The organism is Streptomyces sp. NRRL S-244 (assembly GCF_000717915.1).
In the GTDB taxonomy this organism is placed as follows: Bacteria; Actinomycetota; Actinomycetes; order Streptomycetales; family Streptomycetaceae; genus Streptomyces.
The window spans coordinates 458,473-480,683 of record NZ_JOCX01000001.1 but is presented as its reverse complement, the minus strand read 5'-3'; the positions used below and the strand labels follow the sequence as shown (position 1 = coordinate 480,683).

Below are 22,211 nucleotides of genomic sequence, written 5' to 3'. Positions count from 1 at the left end.
CCCCCGAAGAACCCCGAGACCCCCCTCCCCACCAAGAAGGACACCGGACAACGCAAGAGGCCCCCCGGTGAACCGGGGGGCCTCTTCGGCTGTGCACTCGGCAGGATTCGAACCTGCAACCTTCTGATCCGTAGTCAGATGCTCTATCCGTTAAGCTACGAGTGCTTGGGCTTCTCGGGGTTTTGCGCCCCGTTGGCCTTGCGAGAACAACAATACATGGACCTCGGCGGGACGCGAAATCCATTAGCCAAACCGGTCCTGACCTGCGAAAACGCCCCCGATGAAGATCATCGGGATGGGTTCGCACCGATGTCGGGGCGGGGTTGGGGCGGAGGTCGGCCTGGCCGGAACGCGTCAAAAGCAAGACCCCGGAACGCACCGAAGCCCCGGTCCGTGAGGACCGGGGCTTCGGCAGGTGCGGAGGCGGAGGGATTTGAACCCTCGATGGGCTTTAAGACCCAAACCGCATTAGCAGTGCGGCGCCATAGACCGGACTAGGCGACGCCTCCAGCACACCCCCGCGTACGAGGGTGCGTGCAGATGATGACACAGCCACCGGGCCGCTCACCAATCCGCTCCCACGGTACAAGGACAGCCGCCACCAGAGCAAAGCCTTAAGTCTTCCGGCGCGCGCCCTCCCGCGCACCCGTCCGTACGCCCGCCCGTACGCAACGTCGGCGGCCGCGCGTCGTTGGTCAGGCGTACGACGTACGGACGACCTGGAGTGCCCCATGCTGCGTCTCGCCGCCTTCGCCGTCACCTCCGCCCTGGCCGCCTCGGCGGCCACGGCCGCGGGGCCGCTGCCCCCGCTGGCGCCCCTGCCGCCACTGAGCCGGCTGCTGGCCGCGCCCGACCGCCTGACCATCGCCGTGTCCGCCACCGGCAACCCCCGGGCGAACGGCGAGTACCTGCTGGAGTGCAACCCCGTCGGCGGGAACCACCCCGAGGCGGAGCGGGCCTGCGACCGGCTCGACGTCCTCGCGAAGCAGGACAAGGACCCCTTCGCCCCTGACGCCAAACGGCAGATCTGCACCATGCAGGACGGCGGCCCGGCCACCGCTCACATCACCGGAACCTGGCAAGGCCACAAGGTGGACGCGTCGTTCCGGCGGACCAACGGATGCGAGATCGCCCGCTGGAACAACCTGGAACCTGTGCTTCCGGGTGGGCGCTCCTGACCTGGGAGGATGCGAAGGATGCACGGTATCCACCGGACATCCGCCACCTCAGGCCGGGGCCGTGCCCTTAGACTCCTCCCGTGACATGCCGGTAGTTGTGGTCAGGGAGGAAGCTCGTCGTGAGCAGCAGGCCATCCCGAGGCGCTGCTCGCCTCGCAGCAATACTCGACGCTCTTCCGGACGCGCTGTTGCTCGTCAACGCCAACGGCACGGTCGTCAACGCGAATTCGATCGCCCTCGAGGTGATGGAGAGCCCGGGCACCGGGCTCGTCGGCCGCGGCGTGCTGGACCTCCTCCCCGAGTTCGACTCCAAGCTGATCCCCGGCTCCATGCGCCGGCCCGGCGAGGACGAGGGCGGCCGGGCCAAGCCCAAGCGGATGGTGGCGCGCCGCACCGACGGCACCGAGTTCCCCGTCGAGGTCACCGCAGCCCACCTCGACGGCCGTGACGCCTACCGCGAGCCGCAGCCCGCGTACACGGGTGACGAGCTGCTGATGCTCGTCGTACGCGACCTCTCCGAGACCGTGGACACCGAGGCCGAGCTGGCCCGCTCGCAGCGGCAGACCGAGATGATCCTGCGGGCCGCCGCCGAGGGCGTCGTCGGCACGGACACCGACGGACGGGTCGTCCTCGTCAACCCGGCCGCCGCCCAGATCCTCGGGTACCGCGCCACCGACCTCGGCAACCGCGAGCTGCACGGGCTGATCCAGCACTCGCGCGCCGACGGCTCGCCGTTCCCCTTCGAGGAGTCCCCGCTCGCCGACACCCTGCGCAGCGGCCGCAAGCACCGGGTGCGCGGCCAGGTGCTGTGGAACAAGGCCGGGCAGCCCGTCTCCGTCGACCTGACCACCTCGCCCGTACGGGACGGGGAGCTGCTCGTCGGCGCCGTCATGACCTTCACCGACCGGCGCCCCTACGACGCCCTGGCCGCCCGGCACGCCCAGCTGCTGGCCGTCCTCGGCGAGTCCCTGCGCGGGCCCCTGGAGGAGCTGCGCGGGGAGCTGGCCACGCTGGCCGCCGACGACGCGGGACAGCTGTGGCCCGAGGCCAACCAGCTGCTGCACCACCTGGCCGCCGGATACTCCCGGATGACCGCGCTGGTCGACAACGTGCTCGGCTTCCAGCGGCTCGACGCGGGCGCCGAGAAGCTCAGGAAGAAGAAGGTCCTGATCGACGGGGTCGTCGCGGCCGGCATCGACGGCGCGGTCGAGCTGATCGGCCCGGGCCGCGTGCAGTTCGCCGTCCACGCGCCGACCATCGAGGCCGAGGTGGACGCCGAGCGGATCGCGGGCGCCCTCGCGCACCTGGTCGCGGACGTCGCCGGGGTGGACGCCACGGGCAAGACCCGTCAGGGCAGCGGGTACAGCGACTCGACGATCGTCGTGGCCGCCGCGCAGCGGGGCGAGGTCGTACGGATCGAGGTGCGCGGGCCGTACGAGGGCGGCAACCCGGTGCACGAGCCGATCGTGCGGGGCGTCGTGGCCGCGCACGGGGGTGTGCTGCAGACGGTGGAGGTGCCGGGCGCGCCCGGCGGTGCGTACGTACTGGAGCTGCCGCTGGGCGCGGGAGCCGGAACGGTGACGCTGCCGGAGCCGGAGCCGGAGCCCGAGCCCGCGAAGGAGCCGGCGGCCGCCGAGGGCGCGGGCAAGGGCCCCGCCGGCCGGCGGGCCCGGCGCGGTGTGGACGCGTTCCTGGAAGACGCGGCCGAGGAGTCGAAGGCGAGCGGCGCCGCCGAGGGCGGGAGCGCGCTGGCGCTGCCGTCCGGGCGGCGGCGGGCGGGCGAGGCCGGTGCCGTCGACGCCGCGGCTCCCGAGCTCGCGCAGTCCCCGGTGAACCCGGCGGGCTTGGGCACCGGACGCCGGCGCGGCCGGGACGGCGACGGCAGCGGAACGGGCAGCGGCGAGGGCGGCCCCGGCCGGCCCGTGCCCCCGCAGGGCACCGCCATGCCCGCGCTCCCGCCGGTGCCGCAGGGGCCCGCCGGCTCCGGCCGCGGTCCCGGTGTGGCCCCGATGCCGCCGGGCTCCCCGGTGCAGCCGGGCGCGCCGGTGCCGCCCGTACCGCCGATGCCCGCCGTGCCGCCGGTTCCGGTGACCGAGCATCCCGCCGGGCGGCGGCGCGCCCTGGGTGCGGCCTCCGCGCCGCAACCCGGCGGTCCCGTGCCCGCGACGGGCCTCGGCCCGGCTCCGGCCGCCGCCCCGCAGGCCCCCGTACGGCCCATCGCCCCCGAGGGCGGCTTCGCGCTGCCCGCCGGCCCGACCCCGGCAGCGGCTCCGGCGTCGGCTCCGGCCGCAGCCCCCGCGCAGAGCCCCGCCATGGCCGGTCCGGCCCCCGCTCCCGGTGAGGCCGAGGGCGACGCCCCGGCCGGGCGGCGCGGGCGCCGGGTGCTGGGTGCGCCCGCCGCCGAGCCCTCGGCCCCCGCCGCGCAGCCGGCCGCGGCCGACGAGGAGCCCGTACCGCCGACCGGTCGGCGGCGTGCGCTGCCCGCCACTCCGGCCTGGCCGGTCCCGGCGGCCCGTACCGCTCCCGAGGACGAGGAGGCCGCCGGCCCGGTGGCCGTGCCCGGGGCCCGGCAGCCCAAGGACGCCCCGGCGGAGGCCGCGCAGCCGATCAGCGTGCGCGCCCTCGGCACGCTCGGCCAGGGCATCTCGGTCGACTCCGGAAGCACCAATGGCGCGGGCGGTACGGGTGGCTCCGGCCGCCGTCGCCGGCTCGCCGAGCCCGCGCCCCCGGGACGGGCGTTCGCGATAGGAGCCCCCGAGGCGGGCGCCGACGAAGGCCCCGAGCCGTTGGACGGGCCCGGGGGCGCCGTCGAGGTCGTCAACCGGCCCGTACCGCAGCCCGTGGACGACGAGCTGCCTCCGGAGCCCCTGGACAACCCGCGCCGCCTGCTGGTGTGGCCGGCGCCCGATGTCCAGACCCAGCAGGCGCTCAGCGACCGCGGCTACCGCCCGGTGATCGTGCACTGCCGCGAGGAGGTGGACGCGCAGATCGCCGCGTTCCCCGCGGCGCTGTTCGTGGACCCGCTGACGGGGCCGATCACCCGGACCGCCCTGCAGTCCCTGCGCCAGGCCGCGGTGGCCGCCGAGGTCCCCGTACTGGTCACGGCCGGGCTGGGGCACGCCACGCGCGAGGCGGCGTACGGGGCCGACCCGGCCGTCCTCCTCAAGGCGCTCGCGCCGCGCGACAGCGAGCAGCACCCTTCCCGGGTGCTGCTGATCGAGGAGCACGACGAGATCGCGACGGCGCTGACGGCCGCCCTGGAACGGCGTGGCCTCCAGGTCGCACGGGCGGGCGCGGACACCGACGCGGTGGAGCTGGCGACGCGGATGCGGCCCAACCTGGTGGTCATGGACCTCATGCAGGTCCGGCGCCGGCGGGCCGGGATCGTGGACTGGCTGCGCGCCAACGGGCTGCTCAACCGGACCCCGCTGGTGGTCTACACGGCCACGGGGATCGAGCCGGCCGAACTGCCGCGGCTGGCCTCCGGGGAGAGCGTGCTCTTCCTCGCGGAGCGGGCCACCACGGCGGACGTCCAGGGCCGCATCGTGGATCTGCTCGCCAAGATCGGCACGAACTAGTCATCCTGGCCCGATGGCCATCATCGACACGAGCGAGCAGACCGTCCCCGCCGACAACGGGGAGGTGAACCTGCTCATAGCCCGGCAGGTGGAGCCGGGCCACGAGGAGGCGTTCGAGGCCTGGGCCCACGGCATCCTGGAGACGGCCGCGACCTTCCCCGGGCATCTGGGGTACGGACTGTTCCGTCCGGCGGCGGACGGCGGGCCGTGGTTCCTGGTCCACCGCTTCCGGGACCACGCGGCCTTCCAGCGGTGGCAGGACTCCGCCGAGCGGGCCCAGTGGTTCTCCAACTGCCTGGGCCACCACCACACCGAGATAGCCCGGCGCGAACTCCACGGCATGGAGACCTGGTTCGCCAAGCCGGGTACGACCCGGCCCGCGCCGCCGCGCTGGAAGATGGCGATCAGCTCGGGGCTGGCCATCTTCCCGATCTCGCTCGCCGGCAACGCGGTGCTCGGGCCGTACCTGGTGAACCTGCACTTCGTCCTGCGGACGGCCGCCTTCGCCGTCGTCTTCAGCACGCTGATGACCTACCTGGCGATGCCGGCCGTCAGCAGGCTGCTGCGGCCCTGGCTGACGAAGGCCGGCCAGGGCTGAGCAAGGCTTCGCGCCTCGGTCGAGTCGGCCGCTTCAGCCGAGCTTGGTGACCTTCGCTTCAGCCGAGCTTGGTGACGTCCAGCTCGCCGTCCGCGTACTGCTTCCGTATGACCTTCTTGTCGAACTTGCCGACGCTGGTCTTCGGGACGGCCGCGACGGTCGTCCAGCGCTCGGGCAGCTGCCACTTGGCGATGGACTGGCCGAGGAAGACGCGCAGCCCGTCGTAGTCCACGGTCGCGCCCTCCTTGAGGACGACGGTGGCCAGCGGGCGCTCGCCCCACTTGTCGTCCGGGACGGCGACGACCGCCGCCTCGGCGACCTCGGGGTGCGCCATCAGCGCGTTCTCCAGCTCCACGCTGGAGATCCACTCGCCGCCGGACTTGATGACGTCCTTGGCCCGGTCGGTCAGCGTGAGGAACCCGTCGGGGCTGATCACACCGACGTCGCCGGTCTTGAGCCAGCCGTCCGCGCTGAACTTGTCCTCGGGGCGCAGCGGTTCACCGGCGGCTCCGCCGTAGTAGGAGCCCGCGATCCAGGTACCGCGTACTTCGAGCTCGCCCGCCGACTCGCCGTCCCAGGGCAGGATGTCGCCCCCGGGACCCACCAGACGCGGCTCGACGCCCGCCGGGAAGCGGCCCTGGGTGATCCGGTACGGCCACTGCTCCTCGGCGCTCAGGCCGGCCGGCGGGTGCGCCATGGTGCCCAGCGGGGAGGTCTCGGTCATGCCCCAGGCGTGGCAGAGGCGGACGCCGAGCTTGTCGTAGGCCTCCATCAGGGAGGGCGGACAGGCCGCGCCGCCGATGGTGACCTGCTTCATCGAGGTCAGGTCGCGCGGGTTGGCGGTGACCTCGGCGAGCAGGCCCTGCCAGATGGTGGGGACGGCCGCGGCGTGCGTGGGCTTCTCCCGCTCGATCATCTCTGCGAGCGGGGCGGGCTGGAGGAAGCGGTCCGGCATCAGCATGTTGATGCCGGTCATGAACACCGCGTGCGGCAGGCCCCAGGCGTTGACGTGGAACTGCGGGACCACGACGAGGGTGGTGTCGTGGTCGGTCAGGCCCATCGACTCGGCCATGTTGACCTGCATGGAGTGCAGGTAGATCGAGCGGTGGGAGTAGACGACGCCCTTCGGGTCGCCGGTGGTGCCGGAGGTGTAGCACATGGCGGCGGCCTGGCGCTCGTCCAGCTCCGGCCAGTCGTACGAGGTCGCGCGGTCCGCGATCAGCTCCTCGTAGTCGTGGACGCGGAAGCCGCGCTCCTGCGCGAGGGCTTCGAGGCCGGAGCGGTCACCGATGCCGGAGACGACCACGTGCTCGACGGTCGGCAGGTGCGGCAGCAGCGGGACCAGCAGCGGCAGCAGGGTCCCGTTGACCAGCACGACCCGGTCGACCGCGTGGTTGACGATGAAGACCAGCTGCTCGGGAGGCAGGCGCAGGTTGAGGGTGTGGAGTACGGAACCCATGGAGGGGATCGCGAAGTACGCCTCGACGTGCTCCGCGTTGTTCCACATCAGGGTCGCCACCCGGTCGTCCTGCTGGACGCCCAGTTCGTCGCGCAGGGCGTTGGCGAGGCGGGTGGCGCGGGTACCGATCTCGGCGAAGCTGCGACGGTGCGGCTCGGCCTCCCCGGTCCAGGTCGTGACCTGGGACTTCCCGTGGATCGTCATCCCGTGCTGGAGTATGCGGGTGACGAGGAGCGGTACGTCCTGCATGGTGCTCAGCAAAGCGTCCTCCCGGTGAGCGCTGCGGCGCTGCGGCGGCTACGGATGCTGCCGATTCTGCGCACGTACCGGTCGGCATGTCACTACCCGGGGGTACAAACACGGCAACCAATCGCCGACGTTTCACGTGAAACACCGATGTTTCACGTGAAACATGGGCCGGTTCAGCGGACCGGGGTGAGCTCCGGGTCCTCGCGGAGCTTGACCAGAGCGCGCGAGACGGCGCTCTTGACCGTGCCGATCGAGACCCCGAGGAGTTCGGCGGTCTGGGCCTCGCTCAAGTCCTCGTAGTAGCGCAGGACGACCATCGCGCGCTGCCGGTCGGGGAGCCGGGTCACCGCTCGCCACATCGCGTCGCGCAGCGCCTGCGCCTCGGCGGGGTCGGATGCGGGTGTCTCCTCGGGTTCCGGGAGCTCGTCGCAGGCGAACTCGTCGACCTTGCGCTTGCGCCACTGGGAGGTACGGGTGTTGACCAGGGCCCGCCGGACGTAGCCGTCGAGGGCGCGGTGGTCCTCGATGCGGTCCCACGCGACGTACGTCTTGGCGAGGGCCGTCTGGAGCAGGTCCTCGGCATCGCACGGGTTGGCGGTGAGCGAGCGCGCGGTGCGCATCAGGACCGAGCCGCGGGTCCGGACGTACGCCGAGAACGACGGGTACGGCGTCGGGTTCGAGGCGAGCGTGCACACAGGCGTGGTCATGGCTCCACGCTAGAAGCGCGGTCCGGACCTGGGATCGGCCGCAAGTGCCGAAGCTGGATCCATCTCAGGTTGTAGGCAGGGGGCCTGCCCCACCTCCTGAAGGTGGAGGAGGGGCAGGCCGAAGGCGGCCTTGGGACAGGCCGCGGGTCCCGGCGCCGGGGTCGGCCGGGGACCGGCGCGCGGCTCCGGGCTCAGCCGTCGGCGCCGAGGATCAGTCCGGACGTCGGTACCCCGGTCCCGGCCGTGACCAGGGCACGGGCGGCGCCCGCCACCTGGTTCACGGAGGTGCCGCGCAGCTGGCGGACCGCCTCGGCGATGCCGTTCATGCCGTGCAGGTACGCCTCCCCGAGCTGGCCGCCGTGGGTGTTGAGCGGCAGCGCGTCCGCGGCCACGAACTCGGCGGCCTCGCCGGGCTTGCAGAAGCCGAACTCCTCGAGCTGCATCAGGACGAACGGGGTGAAGTGGTCGTAGAGGATGCCGACGTCGATGTCCGAGGGCCGCAGTCCGCTGGTCCGCCACAGCTGCCGGGCCACCACGTCCATCTCCGGCAGCCCGGTGAGGTCGTCGCGGTAGAAGGAGGTCATGCCCTCCTGACGGCGTCCGGCGCCCTGCGCGGCCGCGGTGATGACGGCGGGCGCGTGGCGCAGGTCCCGGGCGCGCTCGGTGCTGGTGACGATCAGCGCCTGGCCGCCGTCCGTCTCCTGGCAGCAGTCCAGCAGCCGCAGCGGTTCGACGATCCAGCGCGAGGCGGCGTGGTCGGCGAGGGTGATGGGCCTGCCGTGGAAATACGCGGCGGGGTTGTTCGCCGCGTGCCGGCGGTCGGTGACCGCGACGTGGCCGAAGGCCTCGGGGGTCAGGTTGTAGGTGTGCAGATAGCGCTGTGCGGTCATGGCCACCCAGGAGGCGGGGGTCAGCAGCCCCCAGGGCAGCGACCAGCCGAGCGCCGCGCCCTCCGCCGAGGGCTCGCGCTGCTGCACGCCGGAGCCGAAGCGGCGGCCGGAGCGCTCGTTGAAGGCGCGGTAGCAGACCACGACCTCCGCGACCCCGGTGGCGACGGCGAGGGCGGCCTGCTGGACCGTGGCGCAGGCCGCGCCGCCGCCGTAGTGGATGCGGGAGAAGAAGGAGAGGTCCCCGATGCCGGCGGCCTGGGCCACGGTGATCTCGGGGCTGGTGTCCATGGTGAACGTGACCATGCCGTCGACGTCGGCGGGGGACAGCCCGGCGTCGTCGAGGGCTGTGTGGACGGCTTCGACGGCGAGCCGCAGCTCGCTGCGGCCGGAGTCCTTGGAGAACTCGGTCGCGCCGATACCGGCGATGGCGGCGCGCCCGCCGAGCGTGTCGCGGTGCCGGACGCTCATGCCGCCACCTCCGCGGAGGCCGCGGCCGTGCCCGTGGCCGCGCCCGTGCCCATGCCGGTCACCGTGACCGTGACCGTGCCGGTGACGTGGTGGCCGATGCCGTTGGCGCCGACGACCCGGATCTCCACCCGGTCCCCGTCGACGGCGACCACGGTGCCGGTCAGGACCATGGTGTCGCCCGGGTAGTTGGGGGCGCCGAGCCGGATGGCCACCTTGCGCAGGACGGCGCCCGGCCCGAGGCGGTCGGTGATGTACCGGCCGACCAGGCCGTTGGTCGTCAGGATGTTCATGAAGATGTCCGGGGAGCCCTTCTCGCGCGCGAGCGAGGCGTCGTGGTGGACGTCCTGGTAGTCGCGCGAGGCGATCGCGCCCGCGACGATCAGCGTGCGCGTCACCGGTATCTCCAGCGGCGCCAGTGTGTCGCCGACGTTCATGCGTCGTCCCCCTCGGATGCTGCGTGGTCGGACAGGAGCGCGCCCAGCTCGGCCAGCAGCTCGCTGCCGCAGCCCAGGTACGCGTCCAGCTGGCGCCCCCAGAGGAAGTGCCGGTGGACGGGATGGTCCAGGTCGGCGCCCATCCCGCCGTGCAGGTGCTGGCCCGCGTGCACGACCCGTTTGCCCGCCTCCGAGGCCCACCAGGCCGCGGTCAGGGCGTGCTCGCGCGCCGGAAGTCCCTCGTCGATCCGCCAGGCCGCCTCGTACGCGGTGACCCGGATCGCCTCGGTGTCCATGTACGCGTCGGCCGCGCGCAGCATGACCCCCTGGTTCGTGGAGAGCGGCCGGCCGAACTGCTCACGGGTGGAGGTGTACTCGACCGCACGGGCCAGGGAGCCGGCGCAGACCCCCGCCTGGAGCCCGGCGAAGGCGGTGCGGGCGGTGGCCAGGACCTCTTCGTAGGCCCGGCCGTCCCCGAGCCGTTCGGCCTCGGTCCCGGCCAGGGTGAGCCGCCCCGCCGACCAGGGGGCGGTGGTCTCCACCTCGGGCGTCCCGACGCCCGGTGCGTCCGTCCGTACGAGCCACAGGGCCCGGTCGGCGTCCGGGACCAGCACGTGGGTGGCATCGCGCAGCCAGGGCACGACGGGGGCCGTCCCGGTCAGCCGGCCGTCCGGCGAGGCGGTGATGCAGCCGCGGGCCGGGAAGGCGCCGGTGGCCACCGCCTCGCCCGAGCCCAGGGCGGGCAGCAGCCGGGCGCGCTGCTCGGCGCTGCCGTGCGCGGCGACGGGCAGGATCCCGTACGCGCAGGTGGCGGCGTACGGGACCTGCGCGGTGGTGCGGCCCTGCTCCTCCAGCAGCAGCACCAGGCCGAGCAGGCCGACGTCCTCCACCGCGGCGGTCAGTCCGGCGGCGGTGAGGGCCTTCCACAGCTCGGCGTCGCTGCCGGTGCCGACCGCGGCGAGGCGTTCGTGGGTGGCGAGGTCGCGGAAGATCCGGGCGGCGAGCCCGGCCGCCTCGGCCTGCTCCTCGGTGGGGTGGAAGTCCATCAGCCCTCGCTCCCTCGGAAGACCGGCAGTTCCAGCTCCTCGTCGGCCCGCAGGAACTCCAGGTGCACGGGCATCCCGATGCGGACCTTGTCGTACGGGACGCCGGTGATGTTGCTGACCATCCGGACGCCCTCGGCGAGTTCGACGAGCGCCACCGCGTACGGACCCGCCGCGGCAGCGGCATGTTCATGCGCGGTGAAGGCGGGGAAGGGCGGGTGGTGCATGACGACGTAGCTGAACACCGTGCCGGCGCCGGAGGCCTCGACGGTGTCCCAGTCCAGGCTCGCGCAGGTGTTGCAGCCGGGCAGCCAGGGGAAGCGGAGGGTCCCGCAGGCGGTGCAGCGCTGGATCAGCAGCTTGTGGTCCGCGACCCCGTCCCAGAAGCCCTGGTTGTCTCGGTTGACCACGGGGCGGGGGCGCCGGGCCGCGGGCTTCTTCTCGCGCGGGCCGGCGGGCGCGTACTTGAGGATCCGGAAGCGGTGGGTCCCGGCGAGTTCACCGTCCGCGCGGACGTCCATGCGGGTGGTCACGAAGTGGCCGGTGCCCAGCTTGGTCGTCTTGCGCGGGGACACGGACTCGATGACGGCGTCGTAGGTGACCCTGTCGCCGGGGCGCAGCGGGCGCAGGTACTCCTGCTCGCAGTCGGTCGCCACGACGGAGGTGCAGCCCGCGCCGTCGAGCAGGGCGAGGAGCTCGTCGTAGGCGGAGGAGCGGTCGCCGTGCCCGGAGAGCCCGCCCATCGTCCAGGCCTGGAGCATGGTGGGCGGGGCGATGGCGTCCGGGCCGGTGTAGGCGGGGTCGGCATCGCCCATCGCCTCGCACCAGTGGCGGATCATCGGCTGGTTGACCGGGTCCTTGCCCTGGCCCGCGGTGGCGGCGGGCCGCCCTTCGAAGGACGTGAGCAGTGCGTGGAACCGGGCGGCCTCCTCCGCGTCCGCCCCGGCGCCCGCTCCCGTATTCGCTGCCGTGTCCGCTGCCTGCTCCGGCGTGGCGGTCATCGCTTCCTTCCCTTCATGCCGAGCCGCATCATGGCGACGATCTCCCGCTGGACCTCGCTGACCCCGCCGCCGAAGGTGTTGATCTGCGCCGCCCGGTTCATCCGCTCCAGCTCGCCGCCGGCGAAGGCCGCGGGCCCGCGTACGAGCGCCTCCTCGCCCACCACCTCCTGGCACATCCGGTACACCTCGACGGTGGACTCGGTGCCGAGGAACTTCACCCCGCTGGCGTCGCCGGGGGCCAGGGTGCCGGCGCCCACGTCCTGGACGAGGCGCCAGTTGAGGAGGCGTACGGCGGCCAGCCGGGCATGGGCCTCGGCGAGCCGGGACTGCACCCAGGGCCGGTCGGCGGGACGCTCACCGGTGACCGGATCGGGGGTGCGGGCGTGGCGCAGCGCGCTCGTGTAGAAGTCCTCGGCCTGCATGCCGATGGCGGCGAGGGCCACGCGCTCGTGGTTGAGCTGGTTGGTGATCAGTCCCCAGCCGCCGTGCTCGGGGCCGACGAGGTTCCCGGCGGGCACGCGGAGCCCGTCGTAGTACGTCGACGTGGTCGTGAGGCCTCCGACCGTCTCGATCGGGGTCCACGCGAACCCGGGGGCATCGGTGGGCACCAGGATGATCGAGATGCCCTTGTGCTTGGGGGCGTCGGGATCGGTGCGGCAGGCGAGCCAGATCCAGTCGGCGTTCTGGGCGTTGGAGGTGAAGATCTTCTGCCCGTCGACGAGCCAGTCGGCTCCGTCGCGTACGGCGCGGGTGCGCAGAGAGGCCAGGTCGGTGCCCGCCTCGGGCTCCGAGTAGCCGATGGCGAAGACGATCTCGCCGCTGAGGATCCGGGGGAGGAAGTAGTCCTTCTGCTCCGGGGTCCCGTACTTCATCAGGGTCGGGCCGACGGTGTTGAGGGTGACCATGGAGACAGGGGCGCCGGCCCGGTAGGCCTCGTCGAAGAACACGAACTGCTCTTCGGGGCCGCGCCCTTGGCCGCCGTACTCGACGGGCCAGCCGAGGCCGAGCAGTCCGTCGGCGCCGATGCGGCGCAGCAGTGCGCGCTGGGCGGCGGGGTCCTCGGGGGGCCCGTCCGGCAGCAGATCGTGGAAGTACTCCCGCAGTTCGGCGCGCAGCCGCAACTGGCCTTCGGTCGGGGCGAGGTGCACGGCGCTGGCCTCCCGGCATCACATCATCGAGTGAACCTGACTGTCCGTCAGATTCACCGTGGATGTCAAGGTCGGGAGAGTCCACGAGGGGCCGCGCACGGACGCGCGAGGGCGCCTGCCCCACCGGACCCCAGCCGGTCCGGTGGCACAGACGCCCTCAAGACTCAGAGGACTCGGGGAGCGCCTACCACCAGGGGTGGAAGTTGGCCGCGATGTTGCCCTGCTGGATCGCCGTGAAGGCCGAGCCGTTGACCTGCGCGGTGTTGTTCTGGTTGGACGCACCGGAGCCGGTCGCAACCTGCTGGGAAGTCGACGAGTTGCCGCTGTTGTTCCCGCCGACACCGCTGCCGATGATGCTGGCGACGCTCGCATTCGATCCGTCGTTCGCGAAGGAGCCGTTGTCGGCCGAGGCCACACCGCCGAAGAGGGAAACGGCGAGGGGGAGAGCGGCGACGGCGGCGATGACGCGGGCGGTACGGATGCTTGCCATGGTCTGAATCCTCCAGAAAAGCGAAGTGGGGGTTGCTCCAAGGCAGTTGGCCGACCGCCTCGGTCGTTGCGTGGTGACGACGTCGCGACACCAGAGTTGCCCACCGAATCCCCGGCGAACCAGGCCGGAGTCCACGATTCCCTCGCAAGTATGAGCAACATCGGATAAACCTCATTCGCACGCCAACGCCGCTGGTCAGCGCGCCGGAGGCGGCCGAAACCCCCGCCGGATCTGAGCTGAAACGTTCCCTCAAACTCGTGTGCGCCGGACATGCCGAAAAGGGCCGCTCTGTCCGGGAACCCCACCGTCTCCCGGGCCTGCGGCCCTGCAATGTCAGGCTTCACGCCCCCTGCGCGCCCCCGGCGCACGCCGGGGCCATCTCACCGTGCCCCGCTCCGGGGCACATCACCGGCGCGATCCGCGGCCGCGACCTGCCGACCGGGCTCCAGCGCCTACTGCTGCCGTTACTGCTCTCTCGACTGCCTACTGTGCCGTGCCAAGCGCGTGACGCCGTACGGGCGCTACGCGACCAGGTCGAGCTCCTCGCGACCGACTCCGGCGGTGCTGCCGGCCAGGGACGCGGCGGCGGTCGTCGAGCGGCGGACGGACGGGGCCTTGCCGTGCGCCTCGGCGCGGATCCGCTGCTTGATGGTCGGCGGGAGCGAACCGCCCCGCATCATCGCCCGCCAGCTCCGCCGGCCCATCGGCCGGGCCGGCCGACGCACAGCGGCGGTGGCCGCGCGGCGGGAGGGAGCGGGAGCGGCGGCGGTGGAGGCGACGGCCGGCGCGGCCTTGGCGCCGAACCCGAGGGAGGCGAGGAGCGCGACGACGACGGCGACGACTGCGGTCCAGAGCGACGTGACGGTGATGCGGTGAGCCATGACGAGGTCCTTCGTTTCGCGATGTTCCGACGGGCGGATCTGCATACATTCGTCATGATGTGGTCGCAACCGCAGCGCCCCCACAACGCGCGCCGATCTTCCGACAAACACCACTCAAAGGGCCTAGCGGGTGCCTTGCGCCTACCGTGGCGGCATGGACACCCCCCTGGAACTCGCGCCCTGGACAGAAGGCGATTTCTGGCTGCTGCTGCGCAAGAACGAGCCCGTCATGACCGAACATCTCGGCGGCCCGGAGACCGAAGCCAAGCTCAAGGACCGCCATCAGCGGTATCTGGCGCTGAGCGCCCGCGAGCCGGCGGCCGGACGGGTGTTCCGGATCGTCGCCGAGGGCGAGAGCGTGGGCACGATCGCCTTCTGGGAGCGCATATGGAAGGGCGAGGAGGTCTACGAGACCGGGTGGGGCGTCCTCCCCGAGTTCCAGGGCCGAGGCCTCGCCGCGAAGGCGGCCCGCGCGGTCATCGCCCACGCGGCCGCCCACGGCACGCGCCGCCACCTCCACGCCTTCCCGTCCGTCGAACACGGGGCATCCAACGCGGTCTGCCGCACGGCCGGCTTCGTACTGCTCGGCGAGACCCGCTTCGAGTACCCGCCCGGCCAGTGGCACACGAGCAATGACTGGCGGGCGGTGCTGGCCGGGTGAAACAGGCCGCATGACGAGAGAGGCCAAAGCGGCACCAAACGACGCCGGGTCACTACGATCTGCTCCATTTTACGAGCAGGGCCTCAGCGGATGGCGGGACAAGTCCGTTAGCGCCCACGAGAACGGCCCCTGACCGTCTTGGCTGGTCAGGGGCCGCTCATCTGCGGTGGGTGTGGGATTTGAACCCACGGTGACTCGCGCCACGACGGTTTTCAAGACCGTTCCCTTAGGCCGCTCGGGCAACCCACCTGGCCGGTACAGAGTACCGGCAGGTGGGGGGCGGCTGGGTCAGGAATTCTGGGCCTTGTCGTAGGCCGCCTTGGCCTCGTTGCCGAAGTACGGGCCGAACATCCGGTTCGGCAGGAACGTGTAGCCGAAGCTGTTCACCGAGACCTGGGTGCCCAGGCCCGTGGCCTCGTTGAAGTCCTGGAACCAGGGGCCGCCGCTGGAGCCGCCGGTCATGTTGCAGCCCAGGCCGTGGTCCTTGGTCAGCAGGAAGTCCTTGCCGGTGTTCCCGCTGCAGTAGACCAGCTTGGTGCCGTCGTACGGGGCGGCCGCCGGGAACCCGAAGGAGTACATCTTCTTGTTGTAGCCGCCGTTGAACGCGATCCCCTGGGCGCCGACGACCTGGCTGAGCTTCTGGCCGTTCAGCGGGGCCACGACGGCGAGGCCGACGTCCATGTTCATGTCCTCGCTGGCGGCCCACTGGTCCGTCGCGAAGGTCTTGGTGGCCGACCACTGCCCGTAGGGGGCGTTCCCGTTGTCGTACGCGGGTACGAAGATCCAGTTGGTGTGCCAGGCGCCCTGGTACTTCACGCAGTGGCCGGCGGTGATGACCGTGCTGCCGTTGGCACTGGTGATCGAGTCGCCGGAGCAGGACGCCGTGCGGTCGCCGAAGGTGAAGAAGACCCGGCCCGAGGTCTTGACCACCGCCCCGCCGCCCGTCCAGGCGCCGCCCGCCTGCGGGAACGACGTCGGGGAGGCCGCCGCGGCGGATGCCGCCGTCGGGGCGACCAGCGTGGGCCGTGCGGCGGCCGCGACCGGCGCCCGCCCGGTCCCCGGCGCCGCCGTCACGTCCAGCGGGGTGGCGCCGCGCATCCGCTCGGCGGTCCAGAAACCCTGGGTGTGCTGCTGCCTGAACGAGGCCGGGGAGTCGGCTGCGGCCGAGGGGGCGGCGGCCGTCAGCGCGCCCGCGATCAGGGCGCCCGCCGCCATGAGGACCGATGCTGCCGTGCGATGACGATTCACGCAGGACTCCTTCTGCCGTGCCCGGTCCCGTCGGAACGGGCAGGGTGGGGGTGAAGAGCTGTCGGTGCGGATCGGCCGCAGGGTCGCACGTGCGGCACGAGAAGTCAGGAGACGGTCGGAACGTTCGGTCGGTTCCGGCCAGGAATTGGCCAACTCCCTTCGATGCACCGGATGCACCCGATGGACTCGATGGACCACGGGAGCCGGCCCGCTGACGTCATACCGTCAGCAGCACGCCCGCGTACGAGACCCCGGCCACCACCAGCCAGGCCCCGAGCCCCAGTACCGCGGCCCGGCCGCCGGTCCGGGCCAGCCGGGGGAGGTCCACCGCGCTGCCCAGCCCGAACAGGGCCGCAGCCAGCAGCAGTTCCTGCGCCGTGTGTGCCCAGTCGAGTGCCGCTTCGGGCAGCACCCCGGTGGCGCGCAGCGCGGCTGCGGCCAGGAACCCGGCCACGAACAGCGGGACCGGCGCCGGGCGGCGTCCCGAGGGCATGCGCACACCCTGCCGCCGGGCCCGTACGGAGAAGGCCACCGCGGCGACCAGCGGAGCCAGCAGGGCCACCCGCATCAGCTTGACCAGGACGGCCTCGCCGAGTGCGCCCGGGCCTGCGGTCTGGGCGGTGGCCACCACCTGGCCGACGTCGTGGACGCTCGCGCCGACCCAGCGTCCGAAGGCCGGATCCGAGAGCCCCAACGGGCCCTGGAGGAGCGGGAGGACCGCGATGGCCAGTGTCCCGCACAGGGTCACCAGCGCCACCGAGGCGGCCACGTCCTCCTCGTCGCTGCCCGACACCTGGCTCACCGCGCCGATGGCCGAGGCCCCGCAGATCGAGTACCCGGTGGCGATCAGCAGCGGCTGGTCGCCCGGGAGCCCGAGCCTGCGACCCAGCCAGAGGGTGCCGAAGAAGGTGGCGGCGACCACCGCGGCCACCATCGCCACCGTGGCCCAGCCCAGCCGGAGCACCTGGTCCAGCCCCAGGCCGAGGCCCAGCAGGACGATGCCGATCCGCATCAGCCGCCGACCGGCCAGCGAGAGGCCCGGGCGGGCTGCTCCCCGTACGACTTCCCGTATGCCCGGGAGATGGGCCACCGCGATGCCGAGCACCACCGACGCGGTCAGCATGGGTACCGCGGGCACCAGCCGGTGCACGCACCACGCCACCAGCACTCCGGCGGCCGCCATTCCCAACCCCGGCCAGGACGAGGATGTTTCACGTGAAACATGCCCGGCACCCTCGGTATCCGCCCCGCGTACAGGGCGGTTCAGCAGCGCCATCAGTCTGTGGGAAGCGTGTAGACGCGGCGGACGCTGCTGCCCAGGCGGATGACATCGGCTCCGTAGACGTGCAGGGATATCGCCGTGGTGCGACAGGAGTTGTAGACCTTGTGGATATCGCCGGGCGGGGCGAATCCGCAGACGTCACCGGGGCCGTTGACCACGTGCTCGGTCGCCACCAGCCGGGCGCAGCTGTCCCCCGTCGCGGGGGCCAGCCGGTAGCGGAGCTCGCTCTCCTCGCCCTCGTGCACCCCGGCCACGCACCAGGAGACGTGGTCGTGGATGGCGGTCTCCTGGCCGGGCATCCACACCAGCGCGACCACCGAGAAGCTGCCGTCCGGCTCTGCGTGCAGGACGTGCTGCCGGTACCGGTCGGGGTCCCCCTCGCGCTGCTCGGGAGTGAGCAGATCGGGCGTGCCCAGGTGCGGGGCGACGCGCTCGCCGACGAGGTAGGCGGTCAGGTCCGGGGCCAGCCCCCGGTCCACGACCGTACGGATCTCACTGACGAGGGCGGCCATCCTCGCGGTCGTACGGGCCGGCGTGGTGGTGGTCATATGGGCAGCGTCGAGCAGCCGACCCATCACGTCCAACGACAGTTCTCACCTGAAATCCCAAGCACTGCTTATGGATTCGGGGAAGAGACCACCCGGCGGTCAGCAGCCGACGCGGTTCGAAGCCACGTGCTTGAGCGCGTTGAGGACCGCGGAGGTCGCCGGGATGCGCAGATGGTCGCGGTAGACGTACGCGGCGATGTGCCGGCGGGCGGCGGGCTGGAGCGGCCTTCCGCACACCTTGCTCAGGGAGAGGGAGGGCAGCACGAGCGCGGGCATCATCGCCACGCCGAGCCCTTGTCCGACCATGCTCTGCACGACCAGGTTGTCGTCCGTGGCGAACCGGATGTCGGGCACGAAGCCCAGCTCGGCGCACTCGTGCAGCAGGTTCGCCCGGCAGCGCGGGCAGCCGGCGATCCACCGCTCCTCCGCGAGGTCGGCCAGGTGCACGGCCCGCCGCCGGGCCAGCGGGTGCCCGGTCGGGAGCAGCACGGTCAGCTGGTCCTCCAGCAGCCGCACCTCGGCGACCTCCTCCGGGACCTCCTCGTGGAGCCCGGGATAGGTGAAGGCCAGGGTGATGTCGCACTCCCCGCGCTCCAGTCGGCGCAGCGACTCCGGGGGCTCACCCTCCAACAGCTCGACCTGGATGCCCGGATGGTCCTTGGCCAGGTCACTCAGGGCCTCGGGGACCAGGGTGACGTTGGCGCTGGGGAAGCCGCAGAGCCGGACCCGCCCGGTGCGCAGGCGCGCGTACGCCTTGAGCTGCACCTCGGCGGCGGAGAGACTGCCGAGGATGGACTCGGCGTGCCGGGCCATGGACTCGCCGGCCTCGGTGAGCTGCATCTTGCGGCCGACCCGGGTGAAGAGCGGGGTGCCGACGGCGCGTTCGAGCGCCTTCATCTGCTGGGTGATCGCGGGCTGGGTGTACCCCAGAGCACGAGCGGCCGCCGAGTAGGACCCGGAGGCGACCACCTCGTGGAAAGTGCGTATGTGCCGCGAATCGAACACAAGGGAAGCATAAGCGGACGTTGGGAGGGGCCGTAGGCGTATTCGCGCCCACGGCCCCTCCCCATCAAGCCAGCGGTCCCGGTCCCTCGCGTACCGGGGCAGCCGTCGGCCGTCGTTACTTGTCGCCGACCCGCGAGCCGAGGGTGATGTCGACGGTGTTCGGCTTGCCGTCGCGCAGGTAGGTCAGCTTCACCACGTCGCCCGGCTTGTGCGTCCAGATCTCGCTGATGAGGGTCGGGCCGCTGTCGATCGGCTTGTCGCCGAACCGGGTGATGATGTCGCCGGGCTTGAGGCCCGCCTTGCCGGCCGGACCGTTGGGGTCGACCAGGTCGTTGGCGGGCGCGCCCTGCTCGGAGATCTTGGCGCCGTCGGTCTTGGACTGGAGGTCCACGGAGACCGAGATGATCGGGTAGACCGGCTTGCCGGTCTTGATCAGCGACTCGGCGACGTTCTTCGCCTGGTTGACCGGGATGGCGAAGCCGAGGCCGATGGATCCGGCCTGGCCGCCGCCGAAGCCGCCGTTGCCGGCCGACTGGATGGCGGAGTTGATGCCGATGACCGCGCCGTGCCCGTCGAGCAGCGGGCCGCCGGAGTTGCCGGGGTTGATCGAGGCGTCCGTCTGGAGCGCGCTCATGTACGAGTTCTTGCCGCCGGAGGCGTCGCCGGAGGCCACCGGGCGGTTCTTGGCGCTGACGATGCCGGTGGTGACCGTGTTGGACAGGCCGAAGGGGGCGCCGATCGCGATGGTCGAGTCGCCGACCGCGACCTTGTCGGAGTCGCCGAGCGGCAGCGGCTTGAGGCCGGACGGCGGGTTCTTCAGCTTGAGCACGGCCACGTCGTAGCCCTGGGCCCGGCCGACGACCTCGGCCTCGTACTTCTTGCCGTCGGAGAAGGTCGCGGACAGCTTGCCGCCGTTCGCGGCGGAGGCCACCACGTGGTTGTTGGTGAGGATGTGGCCCTGCTGGTCGTAGACGAAGCCGGTGCCGGTGCCGCCCTCGCCGTCGCCGGCCGAGGCCTCGATGGTGACGACGCTGGGCAGCGCGCCGGCGGCCAGGCCCGCGATCGAGCCGGCCTCCCGCTTGAGGTCCTTGGGGGTGTTGCCCGCGGTGACCGTGGTCGAGCCGACGCCGTTCTCGCTGCGCTCGGCGGCCCAGAAGCCGATGCCTCCGCCGACGCCGCCCGCGAGGAGCGCCGCCACGAGCACGGCGGCGATCATGCCGCCCCTGCCCTTCGGCTTGGCGGGCGGGAAGCCGTCGGTGGTCAGGGGCGCGCCCCAGCCGCCGCCGTCGTGGCCACCGCCCGAGCCGTACGCCGGGACCGCGGGCGGCGCGGGCGGCCAGCCCGCGGCGCCGTGAGCGGCCGGGGCCGGGGCCTGCGGCGCGGGAGCCTGGGCGTAGGCCGGGGCCGGTGCGGGGGCCGGGGTGGGCGGGATCTGCTGGGTCGGCTCCGTGCCGGGTGCGGGCGTCGGCGGGAGCTGCTGGGTGACCGGCTCCGCCGCCGGGGCCGCCGCGGCCGGTGCGGGTGCAGGCGCCTCGGGGGCAGGAGCGGCCACCGGGGGTGTGGACGGGGCCGCGGGGGGCGTCGGGGCCGCGGTGCCCTCGTTCTCGGTGCTCACAGCGCTCTTCTCCTCGTCACACACGGCTTCAGAAAAACTGGCGATTCGGCCCGACTGAACGTTCGACGTGCCGCACAAGTTCCTGGGAAAAGCCTTCCCCATGACCCGTCAGAGCACTGTAAGCCGGACCTGTGCGTCTCCCCCATTCTTTATATCGGGCATTCCGGGCGCATCCGCACGCCGGAGCCCGACACCCGGGGCCTTCTCGGTGGCACCATGACCCGGTGACCCACGCACTGCCGCCCATCCAGGTCGTCGCCCACCGCGGCGCCTCGGAGGATGCCCCCGAGCACACCCTGGCCGCCTACCGCAAGGCCATCGAGTACGGCGCCGACGCCCTCGAATGCGATGTCCGGCTCACCGCGGACGGCCATCTGGTGCTGGTCCACGACCGCCGGGTCAACCGCACCTCCAACGGCCGCGGCGCCGTTTCCGCCCTCGAACTGGCCGACCTCGCCGCGCTCGACTTCGGCTCCTGGAAGGACCGCGAGGAGTCCCCGGACTGGGACGCCGACCCCGAGCGCACCTCCGTGCTCACCCTGGAGCGGCTCCTGGAGCTGGTCTCGGACGCCGGCCGGCCGGTGCAGCTCGCCATCGAGACGAAGCATCCGACCCGCTGGGCCGGACAGGTGGAGGAGCGCCTCCTCTTCCTCCTCAAGCGGTTCGGGCTGGACGCGCCAGCCCCCGAGGGTCCGCACCCGGTCCGGGTCATGAGCTTCTCCGCGCGCTCCCTGCACCGGGTGCGGGCCTCCGCGCCGTCGATCCCGACCGTGTACCTGATGCAGTTCATCTCGCCCCGGATGCGCGACGGGCGGCTGCCGGCCGGGGTGCGGATCGCGGGTCCCGGGATGCGCATCGTGCGCAACCACCCCGGGTTCATCCGCAAGCTCCAGAGCGCGGGCCACTCCGTACACGTATGGACCGTGAACGAACCGGAAGACGTTCAGCTCTGCGCTGATCTGGGTGTGGAAGCAATCATCACGAACAGACCACGACAGGTTCTGTCACAGCTCGGGCGCTGACGTCCCCTTTTGCCCACCCGTCCCGCACGTCACGCACGTGACAGGGTGTGCACCGGCGCATCCGCTCCGCAATCGTTCGAGATGAATGCGTCAGAGGCCTCCGCCTGGTCGGTTTCCGGTCCAGGCCATTGGGGCATCCAGACCATGGCGTGGGGCTAAGGAGGTTCCGGGGGTGGCGTTGGTGGTGGCACAGGAGGTGCCCACGTCTTCGCGCATGGACGTATGCCATGGTCCTGCGGGCGTGGGCGAGGCGAGACGCCGCATGCGTGAGCAATTGCGTATGAGCGGGGTGTCCGAATCGGTCGTGGACGACGCCGTACTGATCCTTTCCGAACTGCTCAGCAACGCCTGCCGGCACGGCAGACCACTGGGCGCCGGAGAGATCGGGGACGGGGAGATACGCGCCGCGTGGCGCATCGACAAGGCGGGGCGGCTGACGGTCGAGGTCACGGACGGGGGCGGTCCCACCCGCCCGGTTCCGGCCACGCCCTCGGTCACCGCGCGCGGCGGCCGGGGGCTGAACATCATCAGCGCCCTCGCCCAGGACTGGGGTGTCCGGGACGGAGCGGCAGGCGAGGTCACCGTATGGGTGACGGTTGCGTGCGGGGCCCGGCACGAGGATTTCGCTACGCGCGTTGCGCCCCCGGCGATCGACTTCACCACGGCCTTCGACGACCTTCATCCGTGACCGGATCCTCGACCCGGA

The 22,211-nt window shown here is 72.3% G+C and carries 20 protein-coding genes and 3 tRNA genes; 6 read left to right on the top strand and 17 right to left on the bottom strand.

All coding sequences use genetic code 11. From position 1 onward, the window contains the following. Positions 1-92: 92 nt before the first annotated feature. Positions 93-165: transfer RNA gene (locus IF02_RS0102260), tRNA-Arg, on the bottom strand. A gap of 253 nt (positions 166-418) precedes the next feature. Next, a tRNA-Ser gene (locus tag IF02_RS0102255) sits at positions 419-509 on the bottom strand. A gap of 222 nt (positions 510-731) precedes the next feature. On the opposite strand from IF02_RS0102255, the gene IF02_RS0102250 reads away from it, so the two are divergent. The 3 genes from IF02_RS0102250 to IF02_RS0102240 all read left to right on the top strand — a co-directional run bounded on the left by IF02_RS0102250 (position 732) and on the right by IF02_RS0102240 (position 5,354). Beyond that, on the top strand, positions 732-1,178 hold the full coding sequence (locus tag IF02_RS0102250) for an SSI family serine proteinase inhibitor (RefSeq protein ID WP_030153349.1): 447 nt from the start codon (positions 732-734) through the stop codon (positions 1,176-1,178). Positions 1,179-1,297: 119 nt separating this feature from the next. Next, positions 1,298-4,756, top strand: a complete 3,459-nt coding sequence (locus IF02_RS0102245; RefSeq protein WP_030153348.1) for a PAS domain-containing protein — start codon at positions 1,298-1,300, stop codon at positions 4,754-4,756. A 13-nt stretch (positions 4,757-4,769) separates the two neighbouring features. Further along, positions 4,770-5,354 (top strand): antibiotic biosynthesis monooxygenase, encoded by a 585-nt coding sequence (locus tag IF02_RS0102240; protein ID WP_030153347.1) that lies wholly within the window; start codon positions 4,770-4,772, stop codon positions 5,352-5,354. 58 nt (positions 5,355-5,412) lie between these two features. Here the strand turns inward: IF02_RS0102240 and IF02_RS0102235 are convergent, their stop codons facing one another. The 9 genes from IF02_RS0102235 to IF02_RS0102195 form a co-directional block, all read right to left on the bottom strand. Further along, the gene (locus tag IF02_RS0102235; protein WP_030153346.1) at positions 5,413-7,074 is read right to left on the bottom strand and encodes a long-chain fatty acid--CoA ligase; all 1,662 of its coding nucleotides are present in this window, start codon (positions 7,072-7,074) and stop codon (positions 5,413-5,415) included. A 161-nt stretch (positions 7,075-7,235) separates the two neighbouring features. Then, positions 7,236-7,769, bottom strand: a complete 534-nt coding sequence (locus IF02_RS0102230; protein ID WP_030153345.1) for a SigE family RNA polymerase sigma factor — start codon at positions 7,767-7,769, stop codon at positions 7,236-7,238. A gap of 191 nt (positions 7,770-7,960) precedes the next feature. Then, positions 7,961-9,127: a lipid-transfer protein gene (locus IF02_RS0102225; RefSeq protein WP_030153344.1), complete on the bottom strand. Its 1,167-nt coding sequence runs from the start codon at positions 9,125-9,127 to the stop codon at positions 7,961-7,963. Continuing rightward, complete coding sequence (locus IF02_RS0102220; protein ID WP_051695466.1) at positions 9,124-9,561, bottom strand: MaoC/PaaZ C-terminal domain-containing protein; 438 nt, start codon at positions 9,559-9,561, stop codon at positions 9,124-9,126. The genes IF02_RS0102225 and IF02_RS0102220 overlap by 4 nt, the downstream gene beginning before the upstream one ends. Then, positions 9,558-10,607: an acyl-CoA dehydrogenase family protein gene (locus tag IF02_RS0102215; RefSeq protein ID WP_030153340.1), complete on the bottom strand. Its 1,050-nt coding sequence runs from the start codon at positions 10,605-10,607 to the stop codon at positions 9,558-9,560. Before IF02_RS0102215 ends, IF02_RS0102220 begins: the two co-directional genes overlap by 4 nt. Beyond that, complete coding sequence (locus IF02_RS0102210; RefSeq protein WP_078621808.1) at positions 10,607-11,605, bottom strand: bifunctional MaoC family dehydratase N-terminal/OB-fold nucleic acid binding domain-containing protein; 999 nt, start codon at positions 11,603-11,605, stop codon at positions 10,607-10,609. The genes IF02_RS0102215 and IF02_RS0102210 overlap by 1 nt, the downstream gene beginning before the upstream one ends. Then, positions 11,602-12,753, bottom strand: coding sequence for an acyl-CoA dehydrogenase family protein (locus tag IF02_RS0102205; RefSeq protein WP_030153336.1), 1,152 nt, complete (start codon positions 12,751-12,753; stop codon positions 11,602-11,604). Before IF02_RS0102205 ends, IF02_RS0102210 begins: the two co-directional genes overlap by 4 nt. Positions 12,754-12,937: 184 nt before the next feature. Next, the gene (locus tag IF02_RS0102200) at positions 12,938-13,243 is read right to left on the bottom strand and encodes a hypothetical protein (RefSeq protein WP_030153334.1); all 306 of its coding nucleotides are present in this window, start codon (positions 13,241-13,243) and stop codon (positions 12,938-12,940) included. A 521-nt stretch (positions 13,244-13,764) separates the two neighbouring features. Continuing rightward, on the bottom strand, positions 13,765-14,124 hold the full coding sequence (locus IF02_RS0102195; RefSeq protein WP_037835372.1) for a DUF6344 domain-containing protein: 360 nt from the start codon (positions 14,122-14,124) through the stop codon (positions 13,765-13,767). Positions 14,125-14,278: 154 nt separating this feature from the next. Here IF02_RS0102195 and IF02_RS0102190 point away from each other — a divergent pair, with 154 nt between their 5' ends. Next, the gene (locus IF02_RS0102190; RefSeq protein ID WP_030153330.1) at positions 14,279-14,785 is read left to right on the top strand and encodes a GNAT family N-acetyltransferase; all 507 of its coding nucleotides are present in this window, start codon (positions 14,279-14,281) and stop codon (positions 14,783-14,785) included. 164 nt (positions 14,786-14,949) lie between these two features. Here the strand turns inward: IF02_RS0102190 and IF02_RS0102185 are convergent. The 6 genes from IF02_RS0102185 to IF02_RS0102160 form a co-directional block, all read right to left on the bottom strand. Continuing rightward, a tRNA-Ser gene (locus tag IF02_RS0102185) sits at positions 14,950-15,034 on the bottom strand. Positions 15,035-15,073: 39 nt separating this feature from the next. Then, complete coding sequence (locus IF02_RS0102180) at positions 15,074-16,033, bottom strand: trypsin-like serine peptidase (RefSeq protein WP_030153328.1); 960 nt, start codon at positions 16,031-16,033, stop codon at positions 15,074-15,076. Between the two features lie 217 nt (positions 16,034-16,250). After that, positions 16,251-17,309: a putative sulfate exporter family transporter gene (locus IF02_RS0102175; protein WP_030153326.1), complete on the bottom strand. Its 1,059-nt coding sequence runs from the start codon at positions 17,307-17,309 to the stop codon at positions 16,251-16,253. After that, positions 17,309-17,863: a cysteine dioxygenase family protein gene (locus IF02_RS0102170; protein WP_030153324.1), complete on the bottom strand. Its 555-nt coding sequence runs from the start codon at positions 17,861-17,863 to the stop codon at positions 17,309-17,311. The genes IF02_RS0102175 and IF02_RS0102170 overlap by 1 nt, the downstream gene beginning before the upstream one ends. A 99-nt stretch (positions 17,864-17,962) precedes the next feature. After that, positions 17,963-18,868 carry a LysR family transcriptional regulator gene (locus tag IF02_RS0102165; RefSeq protein WP_030153322.1) on the bottom strand — a complete coding sequence of 302 codons (906 nt, stop codon included), beginning with the start codon at positions 18,866-18,868 and terminating at the stop codon, positions 17,963-17,965. A 115-nt stretch (positions 18,869-18,983) separates the two neighbouring features. Continuing rightward, complete coding sequence (locus IF02_RS0102160; protein WP_030153320.1) at positions 18,984-20,483, bottom strand: S1C family serine protease; 1,500 nt, start codon at positions 20,481-20,483, stop codon at positions 18,984-18,986. Between the two features lie 224 nt (positions 20,484-20,707). Between IF02_RS0102160 and IF02_RS0102155 the strand changes: the two genes are divergently transcribed. Together IF02_RS0102155 and IF02_RS0102150 are read left to right on the top strand one after the other, a co-directional pair. Further along, positions 20,708-21,505 (top strand): glycerophosphodiester phosphodiesterase, encoded by a 798-nt coding sequence (locus IF02_RS0102155; protein WP_030153318.1) that lies wholly within the window; start codon positions 20,708-20,710, stop codon positions 21,503-21,505. An 85-nt stretch (positions 21,506-21,590) separates the two neighbouring features. Further along, positions 21,591-22,193 (top strand): ATP-binding protein, encoded by a 603-nt coding sequence (locus tag IF02_RS0102150; RefSeq protein WP_078621807.1) that lies wholly within the window; start codon positions 21,591-21,593, stop codon positions 22,191-22,193. Positions 22,194-22,211: the final 18 nt, after the last annotated feature.

What these genes read in the sequence shown, in the direction of transcription:
- IF02_RS0102170 (WP_030153324.1), bottom strand. Translation starts at nt 17,863, where the DNA reads ATGACCACCACCACGCCGGCCCGTACGACCGCGAGGATGGCCGCCCTC.
- IF02_RS0102210 (WP_078621808.1), bottom strand. Translation starts at nt 11,605, where the DNA reads ATGACCGCCACGCCGGAGCAGGCAGCGGACACGGCAGCGAATACGGGA.
- IF02_RS0102230 (WP_030153345.1), bottom strand. Translation starts at nt 7,769, where the DNA reads ATGACCACGCCTGTGTGCACGCTCGCCTCGAACCCGACGCCGTACCCG.
- IF02_RS0102175 (WP_030153326.1), bottom strand. Translation starts at nt 17,309, where the DNA reads ATGGCGCTGCTGAACCGCCCTGTACGCGGGGCGGATACCGAGGGTGCC.
- IF02_RS0102190 (WP_030153330.1), top strand. Translation starts at nt 14,279, where the DNA reads ATGGACACCCCCCTGGAACTCGCGCCCTGGACAGAAGGCGATTTCTGG.
- IF02_RS0102200 (WP_030153334.1), bottom strand. Translation starts at nt 13,243, where the DNA reads ATGGCAAGCATCCGTACCGCCCGCGTCATCGCCGCCGTCGCCGCTCTC.
- IF02_RS0102240 (WP_030153347.1), top strand. Translation starts at nt 4,770, where the DNA reads ATGGCCATCATCGACACGAGCGAGCAGACCGTCCCCGCCGACAACGGG.
- IF02_RS0102250 (WP_030153349.1), top strand. Translation starts at nt 732, where the DNA reads ATGCTGCGTCTCGCCGCCTTCGCCGTCACCTCCGCCCTGGCCGCCTCG.
- IF02_RS0102225 (WP_030153344.1), bottom strand. Translation starts at nt 9,127, where the DNA reads ATGAGCGTCCGGCACCGCGACACGCTCGGCGGGCGCGCCGCCATCGCC.
- IF02_RS0102220 (WP_051695466.1), bottom strand. Translation starts at nt 9,561, where the DNA reads ATGAACGTCGGCGACACACTGGCGCCGCTGGAGATACCGGTGACGCGC.
- IF02_RS0102195 (WP_037835372.1), bottom strand. Translation starts at nt 14,124, where the DNA reads ATGGCTCACCGCATCACCGTCACGTCGCTCTGGACCGCAGTCGTCGCC.
- IF02_RS0102150 (WP_078621807.1), top strand. Translation starts at nt 21,591, where the DNA reads ATGCGTCAGAGGCCTCCGCCTGGTCGGTTTCCGGTCCAGGCCATTGGG.
- IF02_RS0102215 (WP_030153340.1), bottom strand. Translation starts at nt 10,607, where the DNA reads ATGGACTTCCACCCCACCGAGGAGCAGGCCGAGGCGGCCGGGCTCGCC.